Origin of the sequence: Pseudomonas sp. R3-56, from assembly GCF_051132075.1 — a bacterium.
Classification (GTDB): domain Bacteria; phylum Pseudomonadota; class Gammaproteobacteria; order Pseudomonadales; family Pseudomonadaceae; genus Aquipseudomonas.
In genome coordinates this window covers 2,696,144-2,717,115 of record NZ_CP071657.1, presented here as the reverse complement: position 1 = coordinate 2,717,115, position 20,972 = coordinate 2,696,144, and the positions used below count along the sequence as shown (strand labels likewise).

Below are 20,972 nucleotides of genomic sequence, written 5' to 3'. Positions count from 1 at the left end.
CAAATCAATTACTTAGCAGTCAGGTCCAACGCAACGGCCATGCAAAATGCAAGGAAACGGTGTTTTATCCATGCAAACTGCATCGCGCCGCTCAACTTGCCAGGCTGGAGATTAGCCACTATTTCGACTTCACGGGCGGGCACCCGTCGGCTACTTCAAAAAACATGATGCGCGGGAGCACCTCAAGACGCAGCCACTGCCGCGCGCTCTGCCACGTGGCCCAAGCTGTCGAAGTTGATGTTTGCGCCAGAGTTGATCGCCACCAGTGTCTGGCCCTGCGCTCCGCTGTCCGTCACGTAGCGCTTGATCCCCGCCACCGCCAGGGCGCCGGACGGCTCGGTGATCGAGCGGGTGTCGTCATAGATATCCCGGATCGCGGCGCAGAGCTGGTCGTTGCTGACGGTGATCACTTCATCGACACAGAAACGACAGATATCGAAGCCATGGGCGCCGATCTGCGCGACGGCCACGCCGTCGGCGAACGTGCCGACGCTCGCTAGCGTCACCCGCTTCCCTGCTGCCAGTGCGGCCTGGAGGCATGCGGAGTGTTCCGACTCGACGCCAATGATGCGCACCTCCGGACGCAGGTATTTGACGTAAGCCGCCACCCCGGCAATCAAGCCGCCACCGCCGACCGGAACAAAGATGGCATCCAGCTGACCTGGATGCTGGCGCAGGATCTCCATCGCGACGGTTCCCTGCCCGGCGATGACTTGCGGGTCATCGAACGGCGAGACGAATTCCCGCCCGGTCTGCCGAGCCAGGTCCAGGGCGAATTCCAGGGCGAATGGAAAACTCTCACCGTGCAGCAACGCTTCGGCCCCGCGACTGCGCACGCCCAGTACTTTCAGTTGGGGCGTCGTGCGCGGCATGACGATGCACGCCGAGATACCCAACGCTTGAGCCGCCAGCGCCACGCCTTGGGCGTGGTTGCCCGCCGATGCGGTGATCACGCCACGGCTGCGTTGCTCGGGGGTCAGTTGCACGAGCTTGTTATAAGCGCCGCGGATCTTGAACGAGAACGTCGGTTGCAGGTCCTCGCGCTTGAGCAGAATTCGATTGCCCAAGGCCTGGGACAGCGCCGCAGCCGCTTGCAGCGGCGTGGGCACCGCCAGTTCGTACACCGCAGCGGCAAGGATCTTCTTGACGTAGTGCTCCAGCAGCGTCTGCTCGGGGCTGGTTGGGGTCATGGCTGTCTCCTGGTCGGGTAAGGCCCTGGAGACAGAAAGAAAAAACCCGCCTCTAGGGCGGGTTGGGTGCAGTCGTCAGCTAGCCCGCCAGATAAGGAATGGCGGTAATAATGCTTGGCTGGCTGCGCAGTGCGGTGGAAGTCATGGCTGGAAACTAGCCGCGAGGGGCCGGGAAGTCAATGGAAATCCCCGGCCTCCGTGATCCTTTGACGCTTTTGATCCTGTGGCGAGGGAGCTTGCTCCCGCTGGGTTGCGAAGCAACCCCAAGATCGGACACTCGGTGTGTCAGGCTCATCGCGTTGCCTGCATGGGGCTGCCACGCAGCCCAGCGGGAGCAAGCTCCCTTGCCACAAAAAGCTTCATAACATGCTTATTGCTTCAGCCCGACCTTGTACAGCGCACCGTCATCGTCGTCTGTCAGCACATAGAGGAAACCATCCGGCCCCTGGCGAACGTCGCGGATCCGCTCCTTGAGCTCGCCGAGCAAGCGTTCTTCATGGACAACCTTGTCGCCGTCGAACTCCAGGCGAATCAGGTCCCTGGAAACCAGCGCCCCGACAAACGCGTTGCGTTGCCAGGCCTTGAACCGGTCATTGTCGTAGAACGCCATGCCGCTGAGCCCTGGCGATACCTGCCAGACGTGATGGGGACCGACGGTACCCTTCGCGGTCTTGCCTTGGGCCTCGGGAATCGGCGCGCCGGAATAGTTGTCGCCATGAGTCGCCAACGGCCAGCCATAGTTCTTGCCGCGCTCGATGATGTTCAGCTCGTCACCGCCCTTGGGGCCATGCTCATTCTCCCAGAGCGTGCCATTCCAGGGATTGAGCGCGGCGCCTTGGGGATTGCGCAAGCCGTAGGACCAGATCTCGGGACGGACGTTTTTCTGCCCCACGAAGGGGTTGTCGTCCGGCACCTTGCCGTCGGGATAGATCCGCACGATCTTGCCTTGCAGCTTGTCAAGGTCCTGTGCGGTCGGACGGTCGTTGTTTTCGCCCAGGGTGATGAACAGATAGCCGTCCCGGTCAAATACCAGGCGCGAACCGAAATGGTTGCCCGTCGAGAGCTTGGGTTGCTGGCGGAAAATTACATCGAAGTTGTCCAGGCGCGTCATGTCGCTGGACAACTGGCCACGGCCCACCGCCGTGCCGGCCTTGCCATCCTCGCCCGCCTCGGCATACGACAGGTAGACGGTGCGATCCTGTTTGAAGTCTGGAGACAGCACAACATCCAGCAAACCACCCTGCCCCTTGGCCCAGACCTCGGGAACACCGCTCAACGGTGCAGACAATTTCCCGTCGGCCTTCACCCATCGCAGGTTACCGGGACGCTCCGTGACCAGCATGCCCTGCTGCTCCGGCAGGAACGCCACGGACCAGGGCCGCTCCAGCCCCCGGGTGACCGTGGTGACTTCGACGGTGCCATCCTCGGCCTTGAATTGCTGGACTGGCGCGGCAGAGGCCGGCGCTGAAAGGGCCAGGACAGCGCTGGCGCAAAGTGTTGCCAGGAATGTTTTACGCAACATGCACACTTCCTTCTGTGGTGGTGTTGATCGGCACGGTGTCTCAACGATTGCCGTTATTGGTGTGCCGGGGAGGCGTCGGCGCCTCGATGGTGGGGCGTGGCGAACCCGATGGCGGCCCGGAACGCGGGTAGCCGTTGCCGATGCCGCCATTCTCCAGGGTCGGCGGTCGGGGAACCGGAACCGTCGGGTTGTTCCGTATGCCTGGCACGTTGGGCTGGGTGCCCTGCATGCTGTTCGGGTTGGCCCGGCGAATCGGGCTGTTGTAGGGATTGTTGTTGCCCGGCAGGTTCTGCGCCACAAGTACTGGATCCGCACCGGGCGCAGCCGCTTGGGCAGTGGCCGCCGTCAGCAGCACCGAGATGGCGAGTATCAGCCTGTTCATCGAGACCTTCCTGATTTCATGGGTACGGCACCCGCATTTCGAAAACACGCTACGCCGCAGGTTCGCGGTTGTTAAGCAAAATATCCTCATGAAGATGTAACCAGGCGTCTCCAACTCAGCGCCCCTGGAGGACCCCAACCGCAGCCAGCCGGCGCCCGGTGGAAACTTTTCCAGAGACCCAAGGGTCACCAGAGAGACTATTCACCGGCAAGGAAACTCCACCATGGCACGGGCTATCTGGAAAGGCGCAATCAGTTTCGGGCTGGTCCACATTCCCGTGGCCCTGGTGTCAGCCACCGCGTCCCAAGGCGTGGATTTCGACTGGCTGGACAAACGCAGCATGGACCCGGTGGGCTACAAGCGGGTCAACAAGGTTACTGGCAAGGAGGTGACCAAGGACGACATCGTCAAAGGCGTGGAATACCAGAAAGGCCAATACGTGCTGATCAGCGAAGAGGAGATTCGCGCCGCCCACCCCAAGTCCACCCAGACCATCGACATCTTTTCCTTCGTCGACAGCGAGAAGATCCCGCTGCAGAACATCGAAAAGCCGTATTTCCTCGCACCTGACAAACGTGGTGGCAAAGTCTACGCCCTGCTGCGCGAAACCCTGCTCAAGACCAACAAGGTCGCGCTGGCGAATGTGGTGATGCACACCCGCCAGCACCTGGCGGCGCTGATGCCCCTGGAATCGGCGCTGGTGCTGGTGCTGCTGCGCTGGCCCGCCGAAGTCCGCGAACTCGACGTCCTGGAACTGGGCGACGAAGTCACCAACCCGACGCTGGCGAAGGGCGAACTGGACATGGCCAAACGGCTGGTGGAAGACATGAGTGGCGACTGGGAACCCCAGGCGTATCGCGACAGTTTCCAGGAAAAGATCATGGAACTGGTGGAGAAAAAAGCCACCGAAGGCCGGCTCGAAGCGGTGGAAACCGACCCCGGCGAAGAACAGCGCAAAACCGCCGACGTTATCGACCTCACCGAACTGCTCAAGCGCAGCCTCGGCGGCAAGGGCAAGACGGCGGAAAAGCCTGCCGAAAAGCCTGCGGCAAAATCGACCAAGACGCGCAAATCCGCTCCTGCTAAAAAAGCCACCAAGGCCTCCCGGGGCTAACCCCCGGGCGCCTGTAATACAAGGGAATCTGTCATGGCCAAGGCCGAGAGTGAATATGCCCGCCTGTCCGCCGTGGAGGCGGATGAACCAGCGACTCGTAGCCGTACCCGCCGGAATGCGCAGGCCGACACGGAGCGAATCCCCGAACGTCTGTCGCCGCAGTTGGCGACACCGGTGGAGCAACCGCCGGCCGGTGAGTGGCGCTATGAAGTGCAGTTTCATGGCTACCGGTTGATGGCGCGCATCCAGAACGGCGAGGTCCGGCTGTTCAATCGCCACCATGCAGACTGGACCGATCGCCTCGCGCTGCACGCCGATGCCCTGGCCCAGTTGAATCTGGGCGACAGCTGGCTCGACGGCGAACTGGTGCTGCTCGATGAGACCGGGCATTCCGACTTCCCTGCCCTGCGCCAGGCCTTCGAGATCGGCCGCAGCGTCGACATGCTGTATTTCCTTTTCGACGCACCGTTTCTCAATGGCGTCGACCTGCGCGACAAACCGGTTGAAGAACGCCGCGCAGCCTTGAAAAATGCGCTCAAGAGCAACCCCAGCAAGCGCCTGCGGTTCTCCGAGGCGTTTTCCGCCAGCCAGCATGACATCTTCGAAAGCGCCAGCGCCCTGTCACTGGACAGCGTGGTTGGCAAGCGTCTGGGCAGCCCTTATGCCTCGGGACGGAACGCCGATTGGGTCAAACTCAAATGTCGGCTGCGCCAATGCTTCGTCATCGTCGGGTTCACCCGCCCGCAAGGCACGCGCAACGGCTTCGGCGCACTGTTGCTAGCGGTCAACGGGCCGTCGGGGCTGGTCTATGCCGGCCGGGTCGGCACGGGCTTCAGCCAATCCCAACTCAAACAACTGCATGAACAGCTATGTGCCTTGGAACGTGAAACGTCGCCACTCGACCAGCCGCTCAAAGGCGCACCGGCGCGCGGCGTGCATTGGGTCGAGCCGACGCAGGTCTGCGAAATCGAATTTGCCGAATGGACCCGCGACGGGCTGGTGCGTCAGGCGGTGTTCCTCGATCTGCCCGGCGACCGGCAGGTCAGTCGGGTGACGCGTGAACAACCCATGCCCATCAAAGCCACACCGCCCAAGCCCAAACGCCGCGGCAAGGCCGACACCGCGAAAGTCGACGGCGTGGTCATCACCCACCCGGACCGCGTCGTCGACAGCGTCAGCGGTGTGCAGAAAGCCGAACTGGCCCAGTATTACCTGGACATCGCCCCCTGGATCCTGCCGCATCTCAAGTTGCGGCCGGTCTCCCTTGTGCGGGCGCCGGAAGGGATTGGCGAGGAGCTGTTTTTTCAGAAGCACGCCGATCGCCTGGAAATCCCCCATATCAGGCAACTCGATCCGGCGCTGGACCCGGGCCATGCCGCTTTGATGGAAATCGACAGCATCCATGCCTTGGTCGGCGCGGCGCAGATGGGCGCGGTGGAACTGCACACCTGGACGGCGACCCATGACCGGATCGAGACGCCCGATCTGTTTGTGCTGGACCTGGACCCGGATCCGTCATTGCCCTGGAACGCCATGCTCGACGCGACGCGCATGACCCTGTCAGTACTCGACGAACTGGGTTTGCAGGGGTTTCTCAAGACCAGCGGCGGCAAAGGCATGCACGTCATCGTGCCACTGGCGCGAAGCGAGGGGTGGGACGTCACCAAGGCCTTTGCCAAGGCCATATCGCAGTTCCTGACCCGGCAGATGCCGCAACGGATCACCGCGACCATGGGCCCGAAAAACCGCGTGGGCAAGGTCTTTATCGACTACCTGCGCAACGCCCGTGGTGCCAGTACCGTCGCCGCTTATTCGGTGCGTGCCCGGCCGGGCCTGCCGGTTTCGGTACCGATCGCCCGGGACGAACTCGCCGGCCTGCGCAACGCGCAGCAATGGGATATCCATACCGCGCTGGAACGGGCCAAGGGCCTGGGCGTCGATCCGTGGGAAGGCTACAACCATCGCCAACGGATCACGGCGAAGATGTGGGAACAGTTGGAGGCTGAAAAACCGGGCGGCTGAACCGTTCAGATCCAGATGAAGATCGCCAGCAGGCCGCCAAAGAACGCCCATTTCTGCAGGTAATACAGCTTGCGATTGCGCTTTTTCAGCGCTTTGCCTTGCAGGCGGATCTTGTACAGCCGGGAAAACGCCCGGTTCAGGCCACCGGTCCGGTCCCCGGCGTCATTCGGCGCGCCAGCAGCGGCCATCACGGTACGGCTGAACCAGCGATTGAAGGCGGTGGCCCAACGAAATCTCATCGGCCGCTCCACGTCGCAGAACAGGATGATGCGGTTCTGTGCCGTGGTGTTCTCGGCGTAATGGATGAATGTTTCGTCGAACACCACCGCCTCGCCGTCGCGCCAGTGATAGGCCTCGCCGTCGACATTGATGTAGCAGCCGGCGTCGTTGGGTGTCTGCAGGCCCAGGTGGTAGCGATAAGACCCGGCATACGGATCACGATGACGCACCAGCTTCGAACCCGGCGGCAGCTCGGCGAACATCGCGGCCTTGATCGAGCCGATGCTCTGCACCAGTTCGGTGGTGCGCGGGCACAGCTTCATCGCCGAGGGATGGCTGTCGCCATACCACTTCAGGTAGAAGCGCTTCCAGCCAGTCTTGAAAAACGAGTTGAAGCCCACGTCGTCATATTGATCGGAGCGCTTGATCTCCCCCGCTTGCAGCAGGCTCTGGCCTTCGGCGCGGATCTCTTCCCAATGGGCCTGCAAGGGGCTCAGGTCGGGAAATTGGGCCGGGCTCAGGAAAGGCCTGTTGGGCAGTTTCGAACACAGGTAGAGCAGGCAATTGATCGGCGCAAGGAAGGATGAGTGATCGCTCAACTGGCGCCCGAATTTATGCCGCACGCGCCCGCGCAGGTGCACATAGCCAATGGAAAGTACGTAGATTGCGACAATAATGAGCTTCACGGATTCGGTCAGGGTCCAGAAGTGAACAGGCTGCTTCTCCGGGGCCAGCCAAGCGGCAAGGGAGATGGCGTCGAGTGAGATGGCATTTTAGCCACAGTTGCCGATTTAAAGTTATCCCTGCGTTGTGAAAAACTGTCTTGCCTGGGTTACACCCTATCGTTAACGCGGCCAGATCAGTACAATCGCCGCCAACTATCAAGCGCCCCCTCTGGCTGACACCGGCAATCCCGGCTTCGGCGCATATCCACTCGGGCCAGGCGCTCCGTATGCAGCTGTCCTCTATATGCCGGATGGACCCTTGCGCCAGTGACCGCCAAGCTGCTTGAGCGGTCGGGACTTGCGCAAACAGGTACTGAACAGGTACTGCCGCACCCTTAGCTACTCTGAATGTTCCGCAGGATAAACCTTTGATCTCTACAGCTAACATCACGATGCAGTTCGGCGCCAAGCCACTGTTCGAAAACGTCTCTGTCAAATTTGGCGCGGGTAACCGCTACGGCCTGATCGGCGCCAACGGTTGCGGCAAGTCGACCTTCATGAAAATCCTCGGCGGCGACCTCGAGCCGTCCGGCGGCCAAGTGATGCTCGAACCGAACGTGCGCCTGGGTAAACTTCGCCAGGATCAGTTCGCCTACGAAGAATTCACCGTGATCGACACCGTGATCATGGGTCACGAAGAGCTGTGGAAGGTCAAGGCCGAGCGCGACCGCATCTATTCGCTGCCGGAAATGACCGAAGAAGACGGCATGGCCGTGGCTGAGCTGGAAACCGAATTTGCCGAGATGGACGGCTACACCGCCGAATCTCGCGCCGGTGAACTGCTGTTGGGCCTGGGGATTGGCATCGAGCAGCATTTCGGTCCGATGAGCGAAGTGTCGCCAGGCTGGAAACTGCGTGTGCTGCTGGCCCAGGCGCTGTTCTCCGACCCGGAAGTGCTGCTGCTCGACGAGCCGACCAACCACTTGGATATCAACACCATCCGCTGGCTGGAAAACGTGCTGACCCAGCGTTCGAGCCTGATGATCATCATCTCCCACGACCGTCACTTCCTGAACAGTGTCTGCACCCACATGGCGGACCTGGACTACGGCGAGCTGCGCCTGTTCCCGGGCAACTACGACGAATACATGACCGTGGCGACCCAGTCCCGCGAGCAACTGCTGTCGGACAACGCCAAGAAGAAAGCACAGATTTCCGAACTGCAATCGTTCGTCAGCCGCTTCTCGGCCAACGCCTCGAAAGCCAAGCAGGCCACCTCGCGCGCCAAGCAGATCGACAAGATCCAGCTGGCCGAGGTCAAGCCATCGAGCCGCGTCAGTCCGTTCATCCGTTTCGAGCAGACCAAGAAGCTGCACCGCCAGGCGGTCATCGTCGAACGCATGGCCAAGGGCTTCGACGGCAAGCCGCTGTTCAAGGATTTCAGCTTCACCGTCGAAGCCGGCGAGCGCGTGGCGATCATTGGCCCGAACGGCATCGGCAAGACCACCTTGCTGCGCACCCTGGTCAATGAACTGGAACCGGATGCCGGTACCGTGAAATGGACCGACGCCGCGGAACTGGGCTACTACGCCCAGGACCACGCCCATGACTTCGAAGATGACGTCAACCTGTTCGACTGGATGGGCCAGTGGACCCAGGGTGGCGAGCAGTTGGTTCGTGGCACCTTGGGCCGCATGCTGTTTTCCAACGACGAGATCCTCAAGTCGGTCAAGGTCATCTCCGGTGGTGAACAAGGCCGCATGCTGTTCGGCAAGCTGATCCTGCAAAAGCCGAACGTGCTGGTGATGGACGAACCGACCAACCACCTGGACATGGAATCCATCGAAGCGCTGAACCTGGCGCTGGAAAACTATCCGGGCACGTTGATCTTCGTCAGCCACGACCGTGAGTTCGTATCGTCCCTGGCAACCCGCATCATCGAGCTCAGCGCCGACGGCGTGGTCGATTTCAGCGGCACCTATGACGACTACCTGCGCAGCCAGGGCGTGTTGTTCTAAAACAACTGCAAGCTGAAAGTAAAAGCCCTGTCCATGTGATGGGGCTTTTTCATTCCAACGGCACAGAACCGGATGCCCCTGTGGCGAGGGAGCTTGCTCCCGCTTGAGTGCGAAGCGCTCACCAAAAGGGCCGCTACGCAGCCCAGCGGGAGCAAGCTCCCTCGCCACGGGAACCACAACACACGAGAACCGTTAGCCTGCTTCCTTTTCTCCCCCGCACGCGCCATGATGAAGCACTCTTACCGCTGCCCGCGAACGAGCCGCCATGCCAACGCCCCAGCCCGCTCCCAGTTCCCTGTCGATCACCTTGCAGATCGTCTCCATCGTTTTTTATACCTTCATCGCCTTCCTCTGCATCGGCCTGCCGATTGCCGTGTTGCCTGGGTATGTCCATGAGCAACTGGGCTTCAGCGCGGTGGTGGCCGGGCTGACCATTGGCTCGCAGTATCTGGCGACCTTGCTCAGCCGGCCCATGGCCGGGCGACTGTCGGACAATGTCGGCACCAAGCGGGCGATCGTCTACGGTCTGGTGGGCATCCTGCTCAGTGGCGTGCTGACGCTGTTGTCGACGCTGCTGCAAAGCTTTCCGTTGCCCAGCCTGTTGATCCTGATTGCCGGGCGTTTGCTGCTCGGGGTCGCCCAAGGCTTGATCGGGGTCGGCACCATCAGTTGGTGCATGGGACAGGTCGGCGTGGAGCACACCGCCCGTTCGATCTCCTGGAACGGCATCGCTTCCTATGGCGCCATCGCCATCGGCGCACCGCTGGGCGTGGTCATGGTCGGCGGCCTGGGCTTCGCCAGCCTGGGCATCGCCTTGTCGTTATTGGCCGGCGGCGCATTGCTGCTGATTCGCAACAAACCCTCGGTGCCGGTCGTTCGCGGCGAGCGCCTGCCCTTCTGGGCCGTGTTCGGACGCATTGCACCGTTCGGGACAAGCCTGTGCCTGGCCTCGATCGGCTATGGCACCCTGACCACCTTCATCACCCTGTTCTACCTCAGCCGAGGCTGGACCGGCGCCGCCTGGTGCCTGACCGTTTTCGGCGTTTGCTTCATCCTGTCACGGTTGCTGTTCATCTCCAGCATTGCCCGTTTCGGTGGCTTCAATTCGGCCATCGTCTGCATGAGCATCGAGACCCTGGGCCTGGTGCTGCTGTGGCTGGCGCCGTCCACCGCATTCGCCTTGCTCGGCGCGGGGCTGGCGGGCTTCGGGTTGTCGCTGGTGTACCCGGCGCTGGGCGTGGAGGCCATCAAGCAGGTGCCCAACAGCAGCCGCGGCGCCGGCTTGAGTGCCTATGCGGTGTTCTTTGACCTGGCACTGGCGATTGCCGGACCGTTGATGGGCGCGGTGGCATTGAACCTGGGCTACTCGTCGATATTTTTCTTCGCCGCCTTGCTGTCGATCATCGGCCTGGGCCTGACGCTCGTGTTGCGTCGGCGAGCCGAAAGCCCGCATCACTGATCGGCTGTCCGCAGGCCCGCGCGGGTCGGTTTTCCCAGCGCCTGGCTGAAGAAGCGACTGGCTTCGGTAATCATCGTGCGGTGGATGTCCTTGCGATCAACGCCGTCGGCATCGGTGCACAGCGCCGGCATCGCCGCGATCTGCTCGTCCGTACAGGGCGCCATGAAAACAAAGTGCCCGGCCCCGGCCAACGTCTTGAAATCCGGCGCGGTAGGCAGCTTGCGCGCCAAGGCCGCGGCGTTCTTGTCGAAAGCCACCAGTTTGTCGCCGTCGCCGCTGTAGAGCAGCACCGGCACATGGACATCGGCCAACGTGTGCCGACCGAACTTCAAACTCAACGGCGCCATCAGCAACAGCGCGCGGACCCTGGGATCGGCCACCGGATACAGGTCATCACGGTCGGCAATCAGCTCACCCTGGGTATTGCAGGCGTCACGGTCATCCGGTCGCTCCTGGCAATAACGGCGCAGGCGATTGAGGTCCGGCGTGGCGCCAGACAGGATCAGCGCGGTTTCGCCACCGGCCGAATAGCCGATCACGCCGACCTGCCCGGCGTTGACGAAGGGCGCCAGCATCGGGTCGTTCAGCGTCGCGGTGATGGCTTCGGAGATCTGGATCGGCCGCCCGTACAAGTTACTCAGCGTACCGAGCCGGCTGTGATCCTGGGCGTTATCGCCGGGATGAATCACCGCCACCACGACGAAGCCCTTGCGGGCCAGCGACGTGGCCAGATCGTGCAGGGCCAGCGGCGTGCCGGTATTGCCATGGGACAGCATCAGCAGCGGAAACCGCCCGATGGCGATCTGTGCATCCGCCGCCGCATCGATCTGGTAGCCGCCCAACAGACTGGATTGCTCCTTCGCGGTGGAGGGGTAAAAGGCGATGGCATGCATCGGCTGGTGGTCCAGCGGATCAGGAAAATCCAGCTCATGAAAGCCCGCGCTCCAATGCGGATGTGGCGCCGGCGCGGCCTGCACCGAACCGAGACCGCTCACCCAGCAAAACAGCAGCAGCGCACCAAGACGCATCATCGAATAGTCCACCTTCACCCACCCACCAGGAGCCACGTCGCTCGCCGCTCCGGCCATGCACGACCTGCGCCATGTTTCCCAGCGCCAAATGCAGGAAAACCCTGCACCCCAGCCATCCGATGACGACGAGAATACAGGGTTTTCCGGAGGTTGCCCGTAGAGCTTGATGCCTCGATGCAAGCCTTACGCAGCGGCGAACTGCTGGCTGATCTGCAGCTTGGCCTCGCTGATGGCCTTGGTGCGCATGTCGTCACCGTAGGCCAGGCCTTCGGCGCGAACAAATTCGATGTCGGTGATGCCGAGGAAACCGAACATCAACCTCAGGTATTGTTCATGCCCCACGCTGCTCGGTTGACCGGCGTGCAGGCCGCCCGAGGTGGAAACGATGACCAGCTTCTTGTCGCCACACAGGCCTTCCGGGCCGGCTTCGGTGTAGCGGAAGGTCTGGCCGGCCACGGCGATACGGTCGATCCAGGCTTTGAGTTGGGTCGGGATGCTGAAGTTGTACATCGGTGCTGCGATCACCACCGCGTCGGCGGCGAGGAACTCGGCCAGGGTCGACGCGCTGAGGTCAGCTTCGTGCTGTTGAGCGGCATCGCGCAATTCGGCGCTGGTGCCGGCAGCGACCAGGGTCTGCGCAGAAAAGTGGCTGATGGCGTCAGCGGCCAGGTCACGATAGGTGACGTTGATAGCTGGCTCGGCGGTTTTCCAGGCTTGCACCAGTTCACGGCTCAGTTGGCGCGAAGCGGAGTTATCGCCGAGGATGCTCGAATCGATGTGCAACAGTTTCATGTGAATGCTCTCCAAGTGAGGATCGCAACCAGGCGATCAATTGAGAACAATCCTATCGATGAAGCCAATCCGAGATAAGTCTGCAAGAATGTGATGGTTCGTTCCACTGACAGGACAATCGATTCGCCATGCAAGACCTTAATAACCTGTATTACTTTGCCAAGGTGGTTGAAGCCGGTGGCTTCGCGGCCGCCGGGCGCTTGCTGGGCATCCCCAAGTCACGCTTGTCACGGCGAATCGCCGAGCTCGAAGAGCGCCTTGACGCCCGACTGCTGCAACGCACCACCCGCCAGTTGAAGCTGACCGCCGTGGGTGAACGTTACCTGCGTCATTGCCAGGCCATGTTGCTGGAAGCGGAAATGGCCGACGAAGCGGTGGCGAGCATGTCCAGCGAGCCCCGTGGGCGTTTGCGGGTGTCGAGCCCGGTGGGCCTGGCGCACCAGTTCCTGCCGGTGATCATCGAAAGCTTCCTGGCGAAATACCCCCAGGTGCAGTTGGAAATGATCCTGCTCAACCGGCGCGTGGATCTGATCAGCGAGGGCATCGACGTGGCGTTGCGCGTCCGTGACCTGGGCGACGAAGACCCGCTGCTGATGACTCGGCGCTTGCGCCAGGCGCGCCTTACCCTGGTTGCCAGCCCGGTGCTCATTGAAGGGCGGCGGATCGAAACTCCGGACGACCTCAGGCAATTGCCGGTGCTGGGAGCGCTGGAGGCGGACCGTCTGGTGCATGTGCGCTTGCTCAGTACCGCAGGGCAAAGCGTCGAGCTGGCCTTGGAGGCGCGCCTGGGCATCGACGACTTTATCGTGCGGCGCGCCTGCACCCTGACGGGTCTGGGCTTTACCCTGTTGCCGAGCATGTATTGCGAAGAAGAACTGCGCGACGGTCGACTGGTGGAGCTGTTGCCAGGATGGTCATCACCGGATGGCTGGCTCCAGGCGGTCTATCCTCACCGGCGCGGCATGCTGCCGGCGGTGCGCGCGTGGATCGATCATCTGGTGGAAGCTTTTGCACAATGTGGAGACAGGACGATATGAGCTTGAGCGAAGAGGACGTCGCGCAATTCTGCCTGGGCTTGCCGGGCGCCCGGGAAGACTATAAATGGGGCGGCGTGCGGGTATTCTCGATCGCCGGCAACAAGATGTTCGCCTTGCAGAACCTGCGGGGGAATTCGTTGGCGTTCAAGGTCGACAAGGACCTGTTTCTCGGCCATTGCGACCGCCCCGGCATTCATCCGGCGCCGTACCTGGCCAGGGCCCAATGGGTCATCATGCAAGTGCCCTACCCGCTGGGCGAGGAGGAGCTGCGCAGTTTGTTGCGACGTTCCCATCAGTTGGTGGTCAGCAAGTTGCCCAAGCGCACGCAGGTTGGGTTGTTGCTGTAGCGGCTCAGCCGGGGTGCAGCCGCTGCATACCAATGTGGGAGCGAGCTTGCTCGCGATAGCGGTGCCACAGCCAGTGAAGATGTTGGATGTACCGGCGTCATCGCGAGCAAGCTCGCTCCCACAGGGAACGCATACCGATCAGAACAACGCCAACAGACGGCCACCCAGGAACAACTGGTCGATCCAGAATCCCTGGTGCAACACCACGATGAACCAGAACACCACTTGAAACGACACTTTGCGGGTCTTGTGGCGAAACACCTGCTGGGCCAGCAGTGCGCCCGGCCAGCCACCGGCGAGTTCGACCGCGTGCAGGATGTTTTCCGGCGTGCGCCAGGCATCGGCGCGTGCCTTGCGCTTGTCGCTCCAGTAAAGCAGGAACGCCACGGCACTGACGACTCCGTAAGCCGTCATGGGCACCCACGACTCGCCCCGCAATCCGAGCAGCAGCGAGCCAAACAGCGGCAACGCGCACAGAATCGCAAATACCGTCAACTTGAGGCGCAGGTTCTGCACGGCCCCGCCGGTGTTACGTGCGACTCGCCTGGCCGATTCGTTCAAGGCCGGGCAGCCGTCCAGTCGACCCAGCCGAATTGCCAGGTCGCCAGGATCAACAGGCCGAACGCAATCCGGTACCAGGCGAACACCGCATAACTGTGGCTGGCGATGAAGCGCAGCAGGCCCTTGACCGCGATCATGGCGAAGATGAACGCGGTGCTGAAACCGATGGCAAACACCGGGAAATCCGCCGGGACAAACAGCTCGCGGTATTTATAACCCGAGTAGACCGCCGCGCCGACCATGGTTGGCATGGCCAGGAAGAACGAGAATTCGGTGGCGGTCTTGCGCGACAGGCCGAACAGCAGGCCGCCAATGATGGTTGCACCGGAGCGAGAGGTGCCGGGAATCATCGCGATGCACTGGGCCAGGCCGACTTTCAGCGCATCCTTCCAGGTCATGTCATCCACGGTTTCGGCGTGCACCGTGTGCTGGCGCCTCTCGGCCCAGAGCATCACCAGACCACCCAATACCAGCGCGGTGGCGACCGTGATCGGGTTGAACAGGTAATGGTGGATCCAGTCGGCCAGCAGTACGCCCAGTATCACCGCAGGGAAAAACGCGATCAGCAGGTTGGCGGTGAAGCGGCGAGCGCCGGGCTGGGTCGGCAGGCCCAGCACCACGTCGAAGATCTTGCGCCGAAACTCCCAGACCACCGCCAGGATCGCACCGAGCTGGATGATGATGTTGAACGCCATCGAGCGCTCCCCACCGAATTCGAGCAAGTCGGCGACGACGATCTGGTGCCCCGTACTGGAAATCGGCAGGAACTCCGTCAGCCCTTCTACCACGCCAAGAATCAATGCCGAAAAGGCCGTCCACAAATCCATTCATCCCCCAAAAAAGCCTGTCGTTTCAGGCCTTGTCGCTATTCAAATGTTACGCAGGTGCACGCAGCGGCTGCACGATAACCGCGACCTTGCAAAAAAAACCAATGAAAAATCAGAAGCGACTCAGGTTTTGCGCTGCGGGGCCGAAATCCTATCAGACAAGCCCTGATAACGCTGCCGCGTTATGACCCAGGTCAATCGCGCGTAGACGTCGAGCGTTAAAGTGCCGCCGTCGTTAATGACAAGAATAAAAACCGGAGTGACAGCGTATGAATAGCTTGCGCAGTGTATCGATCAGCCGACGCCTGTGGCTCATCCTGGTCGTGGCCATCGTGATGTTGTTCACGCTGGGCGCGTTCATGCTAAAGCAGATCCACATCGATCTGTATCAGGCCAAGGTGCAGAAAACCCAACATGTGGTGCAGACCGCCAGCGGCGTACTGAGCTATTACCATGGCCTGGAGACCGCCGGTACCCTGACGCGCGAGGCGGCGCAGAAGCAGGCGCTCAGCGCGGTGCGCGGCCTGCGTTATGACCACAATGACTACTTCTGGATCAATGACCTGGCGCCGGTCATGGTCATGCACCCGACCAACCCGAAACTTGAAGGGCAGAACCTCTCGGCCATTCGCGATCCGAACGGTTTTGCGCTGTTCAACGAAATGGTCGCCATTGCCAAGGCCAAGGGTGCGGGCATGGTCGATTACCTTTGGCCCAAGCCCGGCGCCGAGGCACCGGTGGGGAAAACGTCCTATGTGAAGCTGTTCGAGCCTTGGGGCTGGATCATCGGTTCGGGCGTGTACGTGGATGATGTACAGGCGGAATTCCAGTCCCAGTTGATCAAGGCTTGCTTGATCGGCTTGGCGATCACCTTGTTCATGGGCCTGCTGTTGACCCTGATCGTCCGCAGCATCGTCCGGCCCTTGCAGGAGACAGTCAATGCCATGGCCAACATCGCCAGCGGCGAGAGCGACCTGACCCGCACCCTCGATACCCATGGCCAGGACGAAGTCACGCAATTGGCCAGGCACTTCAATGCCTTCACCGCCAAGCTGCGCCAGGTGGTGGGTCAGTTGCAGGTCTCAGCCAGTGAGTTGGGGCAATCGTCCAGCGACCTGGGCAACGACGCCGCCCAGGCCCAGCAGCGCAGCCAGCAGCAATCGCAACAGATGGAACTGGTAGCGACCGCCATCAACGAAGTGACTTATGGCGTGCAGGATGTGGCGAAGAATGCCGAACACGCCGCCAGCGAAATGCGCGACGCCGAATCCCAGGCCCAGCAGGGCCAGGTGAACATCGACGGCAGCCTGCAGCAGATCGACCGGCTCTCCCAGACCATCGACCAGGCCGTGGAAGTGATCCGCACCCTGGCCAGCGAAAGCACCCAGATCGGCAGCGTGCTGGAAGTGATCCGTTCGATTGCCGAGCAGACCAACCTGCTGGCCCTCAACGCCGCCATTGAAGCCGCCCGCGCCGGCGAGCAAGGTCGCGGTTTTGCCGTTGTGGCCGACGAGGTGCGCCTGCTGGCCCAGCGTACGCAGAAGTCCACCGCTGAAATCCAGGCGATGATCGAGCGCCTGCAAAATCATTCCGAAGCCGCGGTGAAAGTCATCAGCGACAGCAGCCGTGCCTCGCAGCTGACCATCGAGCAGGCCGGACTGGCCGGCGCCAGCCTCAATGCCATCGGCCAGGCCCTGCGCAACCTCAACAGCCTGAACGCCTCCATCGCCAGCGCCACCCTGCAACAGGCGCATGTGGTGGAAGACATCAACCAGAACGTCACCCAGGCCGCTGGCCTGTCCCACAGCACCGCCATGGCCGCGGAACAGTCCAGCGTGGCAAGCGCCCGCCTCAAAGGCCTGAGCGAACAACTGAACGGCCTGCTCAAGCAGTTTCGAGTCTGAGGCTGGTGGTCCCACAGTGGTTTTGTGTTGGCCCCAGATTTGGTGCCCACCACAAAATTCCCTGTGGGAGCGAGCCTGCTCGCGAATGCAATAGCATATTCAGCACTGATGCAAGCTGACCCGCCACCTTCGCGAGCAGGCTCGCTCCCACATTGGTTTTTGTGTTGGCCCTGGATTTAGTGCCCACCGCAAATCCCCTGTGGGAGCGAGCCTGCTCGCGAAGGCGATAGCACAGCCAGCACCAGGATTGGAGCTCCGCCCGCCATAACGTTTACAATCCCTGCCCCCTTCGTCTTCCCCAAGGAACCGCCATGTCCGGGCTTGAACTGTTTGCCGCAGCCCTCGGCGTGATCGCTGTCTGGTTGACCGTCAAGCAGAATCCCTGGTGCTGGCCGATCGGCCTGGTCATGGTGCTGCTGTACAGCTGGTTCTTCTTCGACGTGAAGTTGTACTCCGACATGCTCTTGCAGATGGTCTACGCCGTCCTGCAACTGTATGGCTGGTGGCAGTGGACCCGCGCCGGACACAATCACCATGGTCGGCAGGTGACGTATCTGGGTACGCCGTCAGTACTGTTCAGCCTCGCCATCGGTGCGACGGGCAGTCTGATGCTCGGGGCGGCCATGGCGCATTGGACCGACGCCGCCCAACCCTGGCTCGACGCGGCGCTGACCGGTTTCAGCCTGGTGGCCCAGTGGTGGATGGCGCAAAAGCGTGTGCAGTGCTGGCCGCTGTGGATCGTCCTGGATGTGATTTTCGTCGGCCTGTTCGTCTACAAGGGCCTGTACCTGACCGCCGCGCTTTATGCGCTGTTCACTCTGCTGGCGGTGCAAGGCTGGCGGGAATGGCGCGCCGACCCGGCCCTGCGCACATGAAAGTAGTGGTACTGACCGGCCCGGAATCCAGCGGCAAAAGCTGGCTGGCCGGGCAACTGCAGGCGCATTTTGGTGGTTTGCGGGTGGACGAATACGTGCGCCACTTCATGGAGCAAACCCAGCGTGATACCTGCCTGGCCGACATCACCCATATCGCTACCGGGCAACTCGCCTGGGAAGACGCGACTCGCGCCCGGCAGCCGGCGCTGCTGATCCTCGATACCCATCTGTTGAGCAATATCCTCTGGAGCCAGACCCTGTTCGATGATTGCCCGGATTGGCTCGAACCCGCCTTACTGGCGCGCCATTACGATTTGCATCTGCTGCTCAGCCCCGAGCAGGTCGAATGGGTCGGCGATGGCCTGCGCTGCCAGCCAGCGCTGACGGAACGGCTGGCGTTTTTCGAGGCGATCGAGCACTGGCTGATGCGCCATCGGCAAGCGTTCCTCAAAGTCGAGGGCGACTGGGCGCAGCGGCGCGAGCAGGTGTTTGCAGCGGTTTCGCAGCTCCTCCAGGCTCGATGATGTTTCATCCCTGAAACATCACGACTGCCTCAAACCCGGATCCAGGGCCACCTCGCGGCGTTCCGGCCCTGACTGTCAAGTCACTGAAACACCGTGCCCCAGGGCTCAAATCATAGCCAAACGACAGCAGATGGCCCTTTGCAGCCCATGAGGCTGTCTCAACGATGAAACAGGTTTCGCGATGGAAACCTTACCCATCAGCCAAGCCATTGAATCCATTGGTTTTCCAGAATCCGGCACAACACCTGCTCTTTCCCTTCGCAACGCTGACTAGGGCCAGCGTCCAGTGAACAAGGAAATGATGTCATGGGGACTTTCAACAGAAGCTTGACCTGTCTGTTAGTGATTGGCTGCGCCGCCGGTGCGACGCTCAGCTTACCGGCCCAGGCCGAGGGTAACGGCGTCATCGTACTCGACCGCGACGTGCAACCGGTTCATTTCGGTCGCAATGGCGGCAAAGACCCCTACCCGACCACCGTCAATGCCAATCCGTCCGTCCGGATCAACCAGGCGACCGCCAGTACCGAGCTCAGCGACGGCGAATTTGCCGGTGTCGCCAGCGGCTCGACAATCCGCAACACCATCACCCCGAACACCGGCGTGCAGGGCGTCAATGTCGTGACCAACCCCAACGGCATGCCGGGCATGAGTGCCGGCCACGGTGGCGGCAGCGGTGGCGGCAGCGGTGGCGCCATCTCGGGCACCATCAACCGCTCGCTGAGTTCCGGCCTGGCCCCTCTGGGTCGGTTGGCGGGAGGCCAGTGAGATGAATCCAACCTGGCTCATGGTTGCCCTGCTCGGCAGCTCCACCGTGCTCGCCGCCCCGGGCGTGGCGGTGGTCAACCAGGCCGACCTGGAAAATTCCGGCGGTCGTTACACCGGTAATTTCAACGTCAACCAGGCGGCCGGCGACCAGACCCAGCAGACCAACACCCGCGCCATCGCCATCGGCACCGATGCCCACGCAAGCACCGTCGTGCACCAGCGCCTCGATACGCCGGCCAAGCCGGGGATGAACGCGAGCGCGCGTATCGGCGGCAATTCTTTCACCAATGGCAACGGCGTACTGGGCGTCAACCAGTCCGCCGGGGCCAACAACCAGATGGCCAATGTCATGCGAGTGGGCATCAGCGCCCACCCGCAGAGCATGGACGACAGTGCCCTTTCCCAACAGAACGTGGCGCTGGTACCGAACTCGGGAGCAACTGACACCCCAACCGGCAGTCGCCAGGTCGCCACCAGCGACCAGGCCTTCACCGGCAGCCGAGGGGTGATCCAGGTGAACCAGAGTGCCGGGGTGGGGAACCGCATGGCCAACACCCTGAGCATCCGGGTCGCAGACTGATCCGGCGCAGTGGATAAGAACGTACCGACACTTAACCAACGACACGCAAGGAGAAACACCATGAAACCTACAATGGCGCTCAAACCATTGGTTTTCGCTCTCGCCGCTGTCATGGCAATGGCTGCGCAGGCCGGCGGAAACGGCCACGGCAACGGTCATGGCAACCACGGCCCTCAAGGGCCAACGCTGGATCAATTGCTTTCCATCAGCGCCGGCGCTGGGGCCACGGTGCTGGACGAGCAGAACAGCGATGGCAACGTGGTAACCAACCAGGCCACCCGCAACACCGCTGAAGCCACTGATTCGCTCAACGGCAGCAACGGCAACATGGGCGCCAACATCGCCGCCGGCGACGGCAACCAGCAAGACAATGCCGCCGCCCTGGCCACCGCCGACGAGAGCTTCATCTTCGGCGCGGCTGTCGCAGCGTCCAGCGCCACACAAGTCAATAACAACAACTATGTGAAGAACAACTCGACGCAGAACAACGCCTCGCTCACCAGCGCGGGCAACAACGGCTCCGGCAACATCGGCATCAACGTGACCGCCGGCAACTTCAACCAGCAGAAAAACAACCTGGCCATCGCCGTATCGGGCGGCCGCGTCGCCCAGGCTTCCGCCGCGGCCGACCAGTCCTCCACCGGCCTTGTCGTCGACAACAAAGGCGTGCGGACCTACAAGACCGACACCCTCACCAGCACCTCCGAGGCTTCCGGCACCTTCAAGGCCAAAGGCACCGGTACCGTCGAGGATGACGGCGGCTGGGGCAACAAGGGCGGCTACGGTGGTGGTCACGATGACGACAAGTTCAAGTTCTCCGCCGTGGGCACTTTCGAACTGGCCGGCAGCAATACCCAACAGGTGCTGACTCGCGACGGTTGGAAAAATCCGGTCTACAACAACGCCACCATGACCAACTCCATGAACGGCTTCTCCGGTAACGGCGGCGCCAACGTGTCGGCGGGCGTGGGCAACCAGCAAAGCAACTCGCTGTCGATTGCTGCCGGCTGCAAGGCTTGCATGTAAAAAAGTACCACTGTGGGAGCGAGCCCTGCTCGCGAAGGCATTGGATCAGTGACCTTGGTGTTGCCTGACACACTGCTATCGCGAGCAGGCTCGCTCCCACAGGGGCTTTTCC

General features: G+C 61.9%; 20 protein-coding genes. 12 read left to right on the top strand and 8 right to left on the bottom strand.

Features of this window, described 5'->3' with window-relative positions:
* Positions 1-182 precede the first annotated feature (182 nt).
* The 3 genes from ilvA to J3P96_RS12350 form a co-directional block, all read right to left on the bottom strand.
* A complete protein-coding gene (gene ilvA, locus J3P96_RS12360; RefSeq protein WP_434657454.1) occupies positions 183-1,190 on the bottom strand; it encodes a threonine ammonia-lyase, biosynthetic in 1,008 nt (335 codons plus the stop codon).
* Between the two features lie 370 nt (positions 1,191-1,560).
* Positions 1,561-2,712, bottom strand: a complete 1,152-nt coding sequence (locus J3P96_RS12355; RefSeq protein ID WP_434657451.1) for a PQQ-dependent sugar dehydrogenase — start codon at positions 2,710-2,712, stop codon at positions 1,561-1,563.
* A gap of 40 nt (positions 2,713-2,752) precedes the next feature.
* Complete coding sequence (locus tag J3P96_RS12350; RefSeq protein WP_434657449.1) at positions 2,753-3,094, bottom strand: hypothetical protein; 342 nt, start codon at positions 3,092-3,094, stop codon at positions 2,753-2,755.
* A 223-nt stretch (positions 3,095-3,317) separates the two neighbouring features.
* On the opposite strand from J3P96_RS12350, the gene J3P96_RS12345 reads away from it, so the two are divergent.
* The gene (locus tag J3P96_RS12345) at positions 3,318-4,208 is read left to right on the top strand and encodes a Ku protein (protein WP_434657448.1); all 891 of its coding nucleotides are present in this window, start codon (positions 3,318-3,320) and stop codon (positions 4,206-4,208) included.
* A gap of 33 nt (positions 4,209-4,241) precedes the next feature.
* Positions 4,242-6,230, top strand: coding sequence for a DNA ligase D (ligD, locus tag J3P96_RS12340; protein ID WP_434657445.1), 1,989 nt, complete (start codon positions 4,242-4,244; stop codon positions 6,228-6,230).
* 5 nt (positions 6,231-6,235) lie between these two features.
* Here the strand turns inward: ligD and lpxO are convergent, their stop codons facing one another.
* Positions 6,236-7,135, bottom strand: coding sequence for a lipid A hydroxylase LpxO (lpxO, locus tag J3P96_RS12335; protein WP_434657443.1), 900 nt, complete (start codon positions 7,133-7,135; stop codon positions 6,236-6,238).
* Positions 7,136-7,542: 407 nt separating this feature from the next.
* On the opposite strand from lpxO, the gene J3P96_RS12330 reads away from it, so the two are divergent.
* Both J3P96_RS12330 and J3P96_RS12325 read left to right on the top strand, forming a co-directional pair.
* Positions 7,543-9,132, top strand: a complete 1,590-nt coding sequence (locus J3P96_RS12330) for an ABC-F family ATPase (RefSeq protein ID WP_215005954.1) — start codon at positions 7,543-7,545, stop codon at positions 9,130-9,132.
* A gap of 265 nt (positions 9,133-9,397) precedes the next feature.
* Positions 9,398-10,591, top strand: coding sequence for an MFS transporter (locus J3P96_RS12325; RefSeq protein WP_434657440.1), 1,194 nt, complete (start codon positions 9,398-9,400; stop codon positions 10,589-10,591).
* Here J3P96_RS12325 and J3P96_RS12320 read toward each other — a convergent pair.
* Both J3P96_RS12320 and J3P96_RS12315 read right to left on the bottom strand, forming a co-directional pair.
* Positions 10,585-11,622: an alpha/beta hydrolase family protein gene (locus J3P96_RS12320; RefSeq protein WP_434573861.1), complete on the bottom strand. Its 1,038-nt coding sequence runs from the start codon at positions 11,620-11,622 to the stop codon at positions 10,585-10,587. The genes J3P96_RS12325 and J3P96_RS12320 overlap by 7 nt on opposite strands.
* Positions 11,623-11,805: 183 nt before the next feature.
* Positions 11,806-12,414, bottom strand: a complete 609-nt coding sequence (locus J3P96_RS12315) for an FMN-dependent NADH-azoreductase (protein WP_434657438.1) — start codon at positions 12,412-12,414, stop codon at positions 11,806-11,808.
* A gap of 128 nt (positions 12,415-12,542) precedes the next feature.
* Here J3P96_RS12315 and J3P96_RS12310 point away from each other — a divergent pair, with 128 nt between their 5' ends.
* Both J3P96_RS12310 and J3P96_RS12305 read left to right on the top strand, forming a co-directional pair.
* Positions 12,543-13,451, top strand: a complete 909-nt coding sequence (locus tag J3P96_RS12310; RefSeq protein WP_434657436.1) for a LysR substrate-binding domain-containing protein — start codon at positions 12,543-12,545, stop codon at positions 13,449-13,451.
* Positions 13,448-13,798, top strand: a complete 351-nt coding sequence (locus tag J3P96_RS12305) for an MmcQ/YjbR family DNA-binding protein (protein ID WP_434657434.1) — start codon at positions 13,448-13,450, stop codon at positions 13,796-13,798. Before J3P96_RS12310 ends, J3P96_RS12305 begins: the two co-directional genes overlap by 4 nt.
* A 138-nt stretch (positions 13,799-13,936) precedes the next feature.
* Here the strand turns inward: J3P96_RS12305 and J3P96_RS12300 are convergent, their stop codons facing one another.
* Together J3P96_RS12300 and J3P96_RS12295 are read right to left on the bottom strand one after the other, a co-directional pair.
* A complete protein-coding gene (locus J3P96_RS12300) occupies positions 13,937-14,359 on the bottom strand; it encodes a DUF1294 domain-containing protein (protein WP_434657431.1) in 423 nt (140 codons plus the stop codon).
* Entirely contained in the window at positions 14,356-15,186 is an 831-nt protein-coding gene (locus J3P96_RS12295) for an undecaprenyl-diphosphate phosphatase (protein ID WP_434657428.1), read from the bottom strand. The genes J3P96_RS12300 and J3P96_RS12295 overlap by 4 nt, the downstream gene beginning before the upstream one ends.
* A 269-nt stretch (positions 15,187-15,455) precedes the next feature.
* Here J3P96_RS12295 and J3P96_RS12290 point away from each other — a divergent pair, with 269 nt between their 5' ends.
* From J3P96_RS12290 to J3P96_RS12265, 6 genes are all read left to right on the top strand, one after another.
* The gene (locus J3P96_RS12290; protein WP_434657426.1) at positions 15,456-17,090 is read left to right on the top strand and encodes a methyl-accepting chemotaxis protein; all 1,635 of its coding nucleotides are present in this window, start codon (positions 15,456-15,458) and stop codon (positions 17,088-17,090) included.
* A 311-nt stretch (positions 17,091-17,401) separates the two neighbouring features.
* Positions 17,402-17,965, top strand: coding sequence for a nicotinamide riboside transporter PnuC (gene pnuC / locus J3P96_RS12285; protein ID WP_434657423.1), 564 nt, complete (start codon positions 17,402-17,404; stop codon positions 17,963-17,965).
* Positions 17,962-18,489: an AAA family ATPase gene (locus J3P96_RS12280; protein ID WP_434657421.1), complete on the top strand. Its 528-nt coding sequence runs from the start codon at positions 17,962-17,964 to the stop codon at positions 18,487-18,489. Before pnuC ends, J3P96_RS12280 begins: the two co-directional genes overlap by 4 nt.
* Positions 18,490-18,795: 306 nt before the next feature.
* Entirely contained in the window at positions 18,796-19,254 is a 459-nt protein-coding gene (locus J3P96_RS12275; RefSeq protein WP_434657418.1) for a hypothetical protein, read from the top strand.
* A gap of 1 nt (position 19,255) precedes the next feature.
* On the top strand, positions 19,256-19,834 hold the full coding sequence (locus J3P96_RS12270; RefSeq protein ID WP_434657416.1) for an adhesin: 579 nt from the start codon (positions 19,256-19,258) through the stop codon (positions 19,832-19,834).
* A gap of 60 nt (positions 19,835-19,894) precedes the next feature.
* Positions 19,895-20,860, top strand: a complete 966-nt coding sequence (locus tag J3P96_RS12265; RefSeq protein ID WP_434657414.1) for a heme utilization protein — start codon at positions 19,895-19,897, stop codon at positions 20,858-20,860.
* Positions 20,861-20,972: the final 112 nt, after the last annotated feature.

What these genes read in the sequence shown, in the direction of transcription:
- J3P96_RS12320 (WP_434573861.1), bottom strand. Translation starts at nt 11,622, where the DNA reads ATGATGCGTCTTGGTGCGCTGCTGCTGTTTTGCTGGGTGAGCGGTCTC.
- ilvA (WP_434657454.1), bottom strand. Translation starts at nt 1,190, where the DNA reads ATGACCCCAACCAGCCCCGAGCAGACGCTGCTGGAGCACTACGTCAAG.
- J3P96_RS12265 (WP_434657414.1), top strand. Translation starts at nt 19,895, where the DNA reads ATGAAACCTACAATGGCGCTCAAACCATTGGTTTTCGCTCTCGCCGCT.
- J3P96_RS12355 (WP_434657451.1), bottom strand. Translation starts at nt 2,712, where the DNA reads ATGTTGCGTAAAACATTCCTGGCAACACTTTGCGCCAGCGCTGTCCTG.
- J3P96_RS12280 (WP_434657421.1), top strand. Translation starts at nt 17,962, where the DNA reads ATGAAAGTAGTGGTACTGACCGGCCCGGAATCCAGCGGCAAAAGCTGG.
- J3P96_RS12345 (WP_434657448.1), top strand. Translation starts at nt 3,318, where the DNA reads ATGGCACGGGCTATCTGGAAAGGCGCAATCAGTTTCGGGCTGGTCCAC.
- J3P96_RS12270 (WP_434657416.1), top strand. Translation starts at nt 19,256, where the DNA reads ATGAATCCAACCTGGCTCATGGTTGCCCTGCTCGGCAGCTCCACCGTG.
- J3P96_RS12305 (WP_434657434.1), top strand. Translation starts at nt 13,448, where the DNA reads ATGAGCTTGAGCGAAGAGGACGTCGCGCAATTCTGCCTGGGCTTGCCG.
- J3P96_RS12315 (WP_434657438.1), bottom strand. Translation starts at nt 12,414, where the DNA reads ATGAAACTGTTGCACATCGATTCGAGCATCCTCGGCGATAACTCCGCT.
- ligD (WP_434657445.1), top strand. Translation starts at nt 4,242, where the DNA reads ATGGCCAAGGCCGAGAGTGAATATGCCCGCCTGTCCGCCGTGGAGGCG.
- J3P96_RS12310 (WP_434657436.1), top strand. Translation starts at nt 12,543, where the DNA reads ATGCAAGACCTTAATAACCTGTATTACTTTGCCAAGGTGGTTGAAGCC.
- J3P96_RS12350 (WP_434657449.1), bottom strand. Translation starts at nt 3,094, where the DNA reads ATGAACAGGCTGATACTCGCCATCTCGGTGCTGCTGACGGCGGCCACT.
- J3P96_RS12325 (WP_434657440.1), top strand. Translation starts at nt 9,398, where the DNA reads ATGCCAACGCCCCAGCCCGCTCCCAGTTCCCTGTCGATCACCTTGCAG.
- J3P96_RS12275 (WP_434657418.1), top strand. Translation starts at nt 18,796, where the DNA reads ATGGGGACTTTCAACAGAAGCTTGACCTGTCTGTTAGTGATTGGCTGC.
- pnuC (WP_434657423.1), top strand. Translation starts at nt 17,402, where the DNA reads ATGTCCGGGCTTGAACTGTTTGCCGCAGCCCTCGGCGTGATCGCTGTC.
- J3P96_RS12290 (WP_434657426.1), top strand. Translation starts at nt 15,456, where the DNA reads ATGAATAGCTTGCGCAGTGTATCGATCAGCCGACGCCTGTGGCTCATC.
- J3P96_RS12295 (WP_434657428.1), bottom strand. Translation starts at nt 15,186, where the DNA reads ATGGATTTGTGGACGGCCTTTTCGGCATTGATTCTTGGCGTGGTAGAA.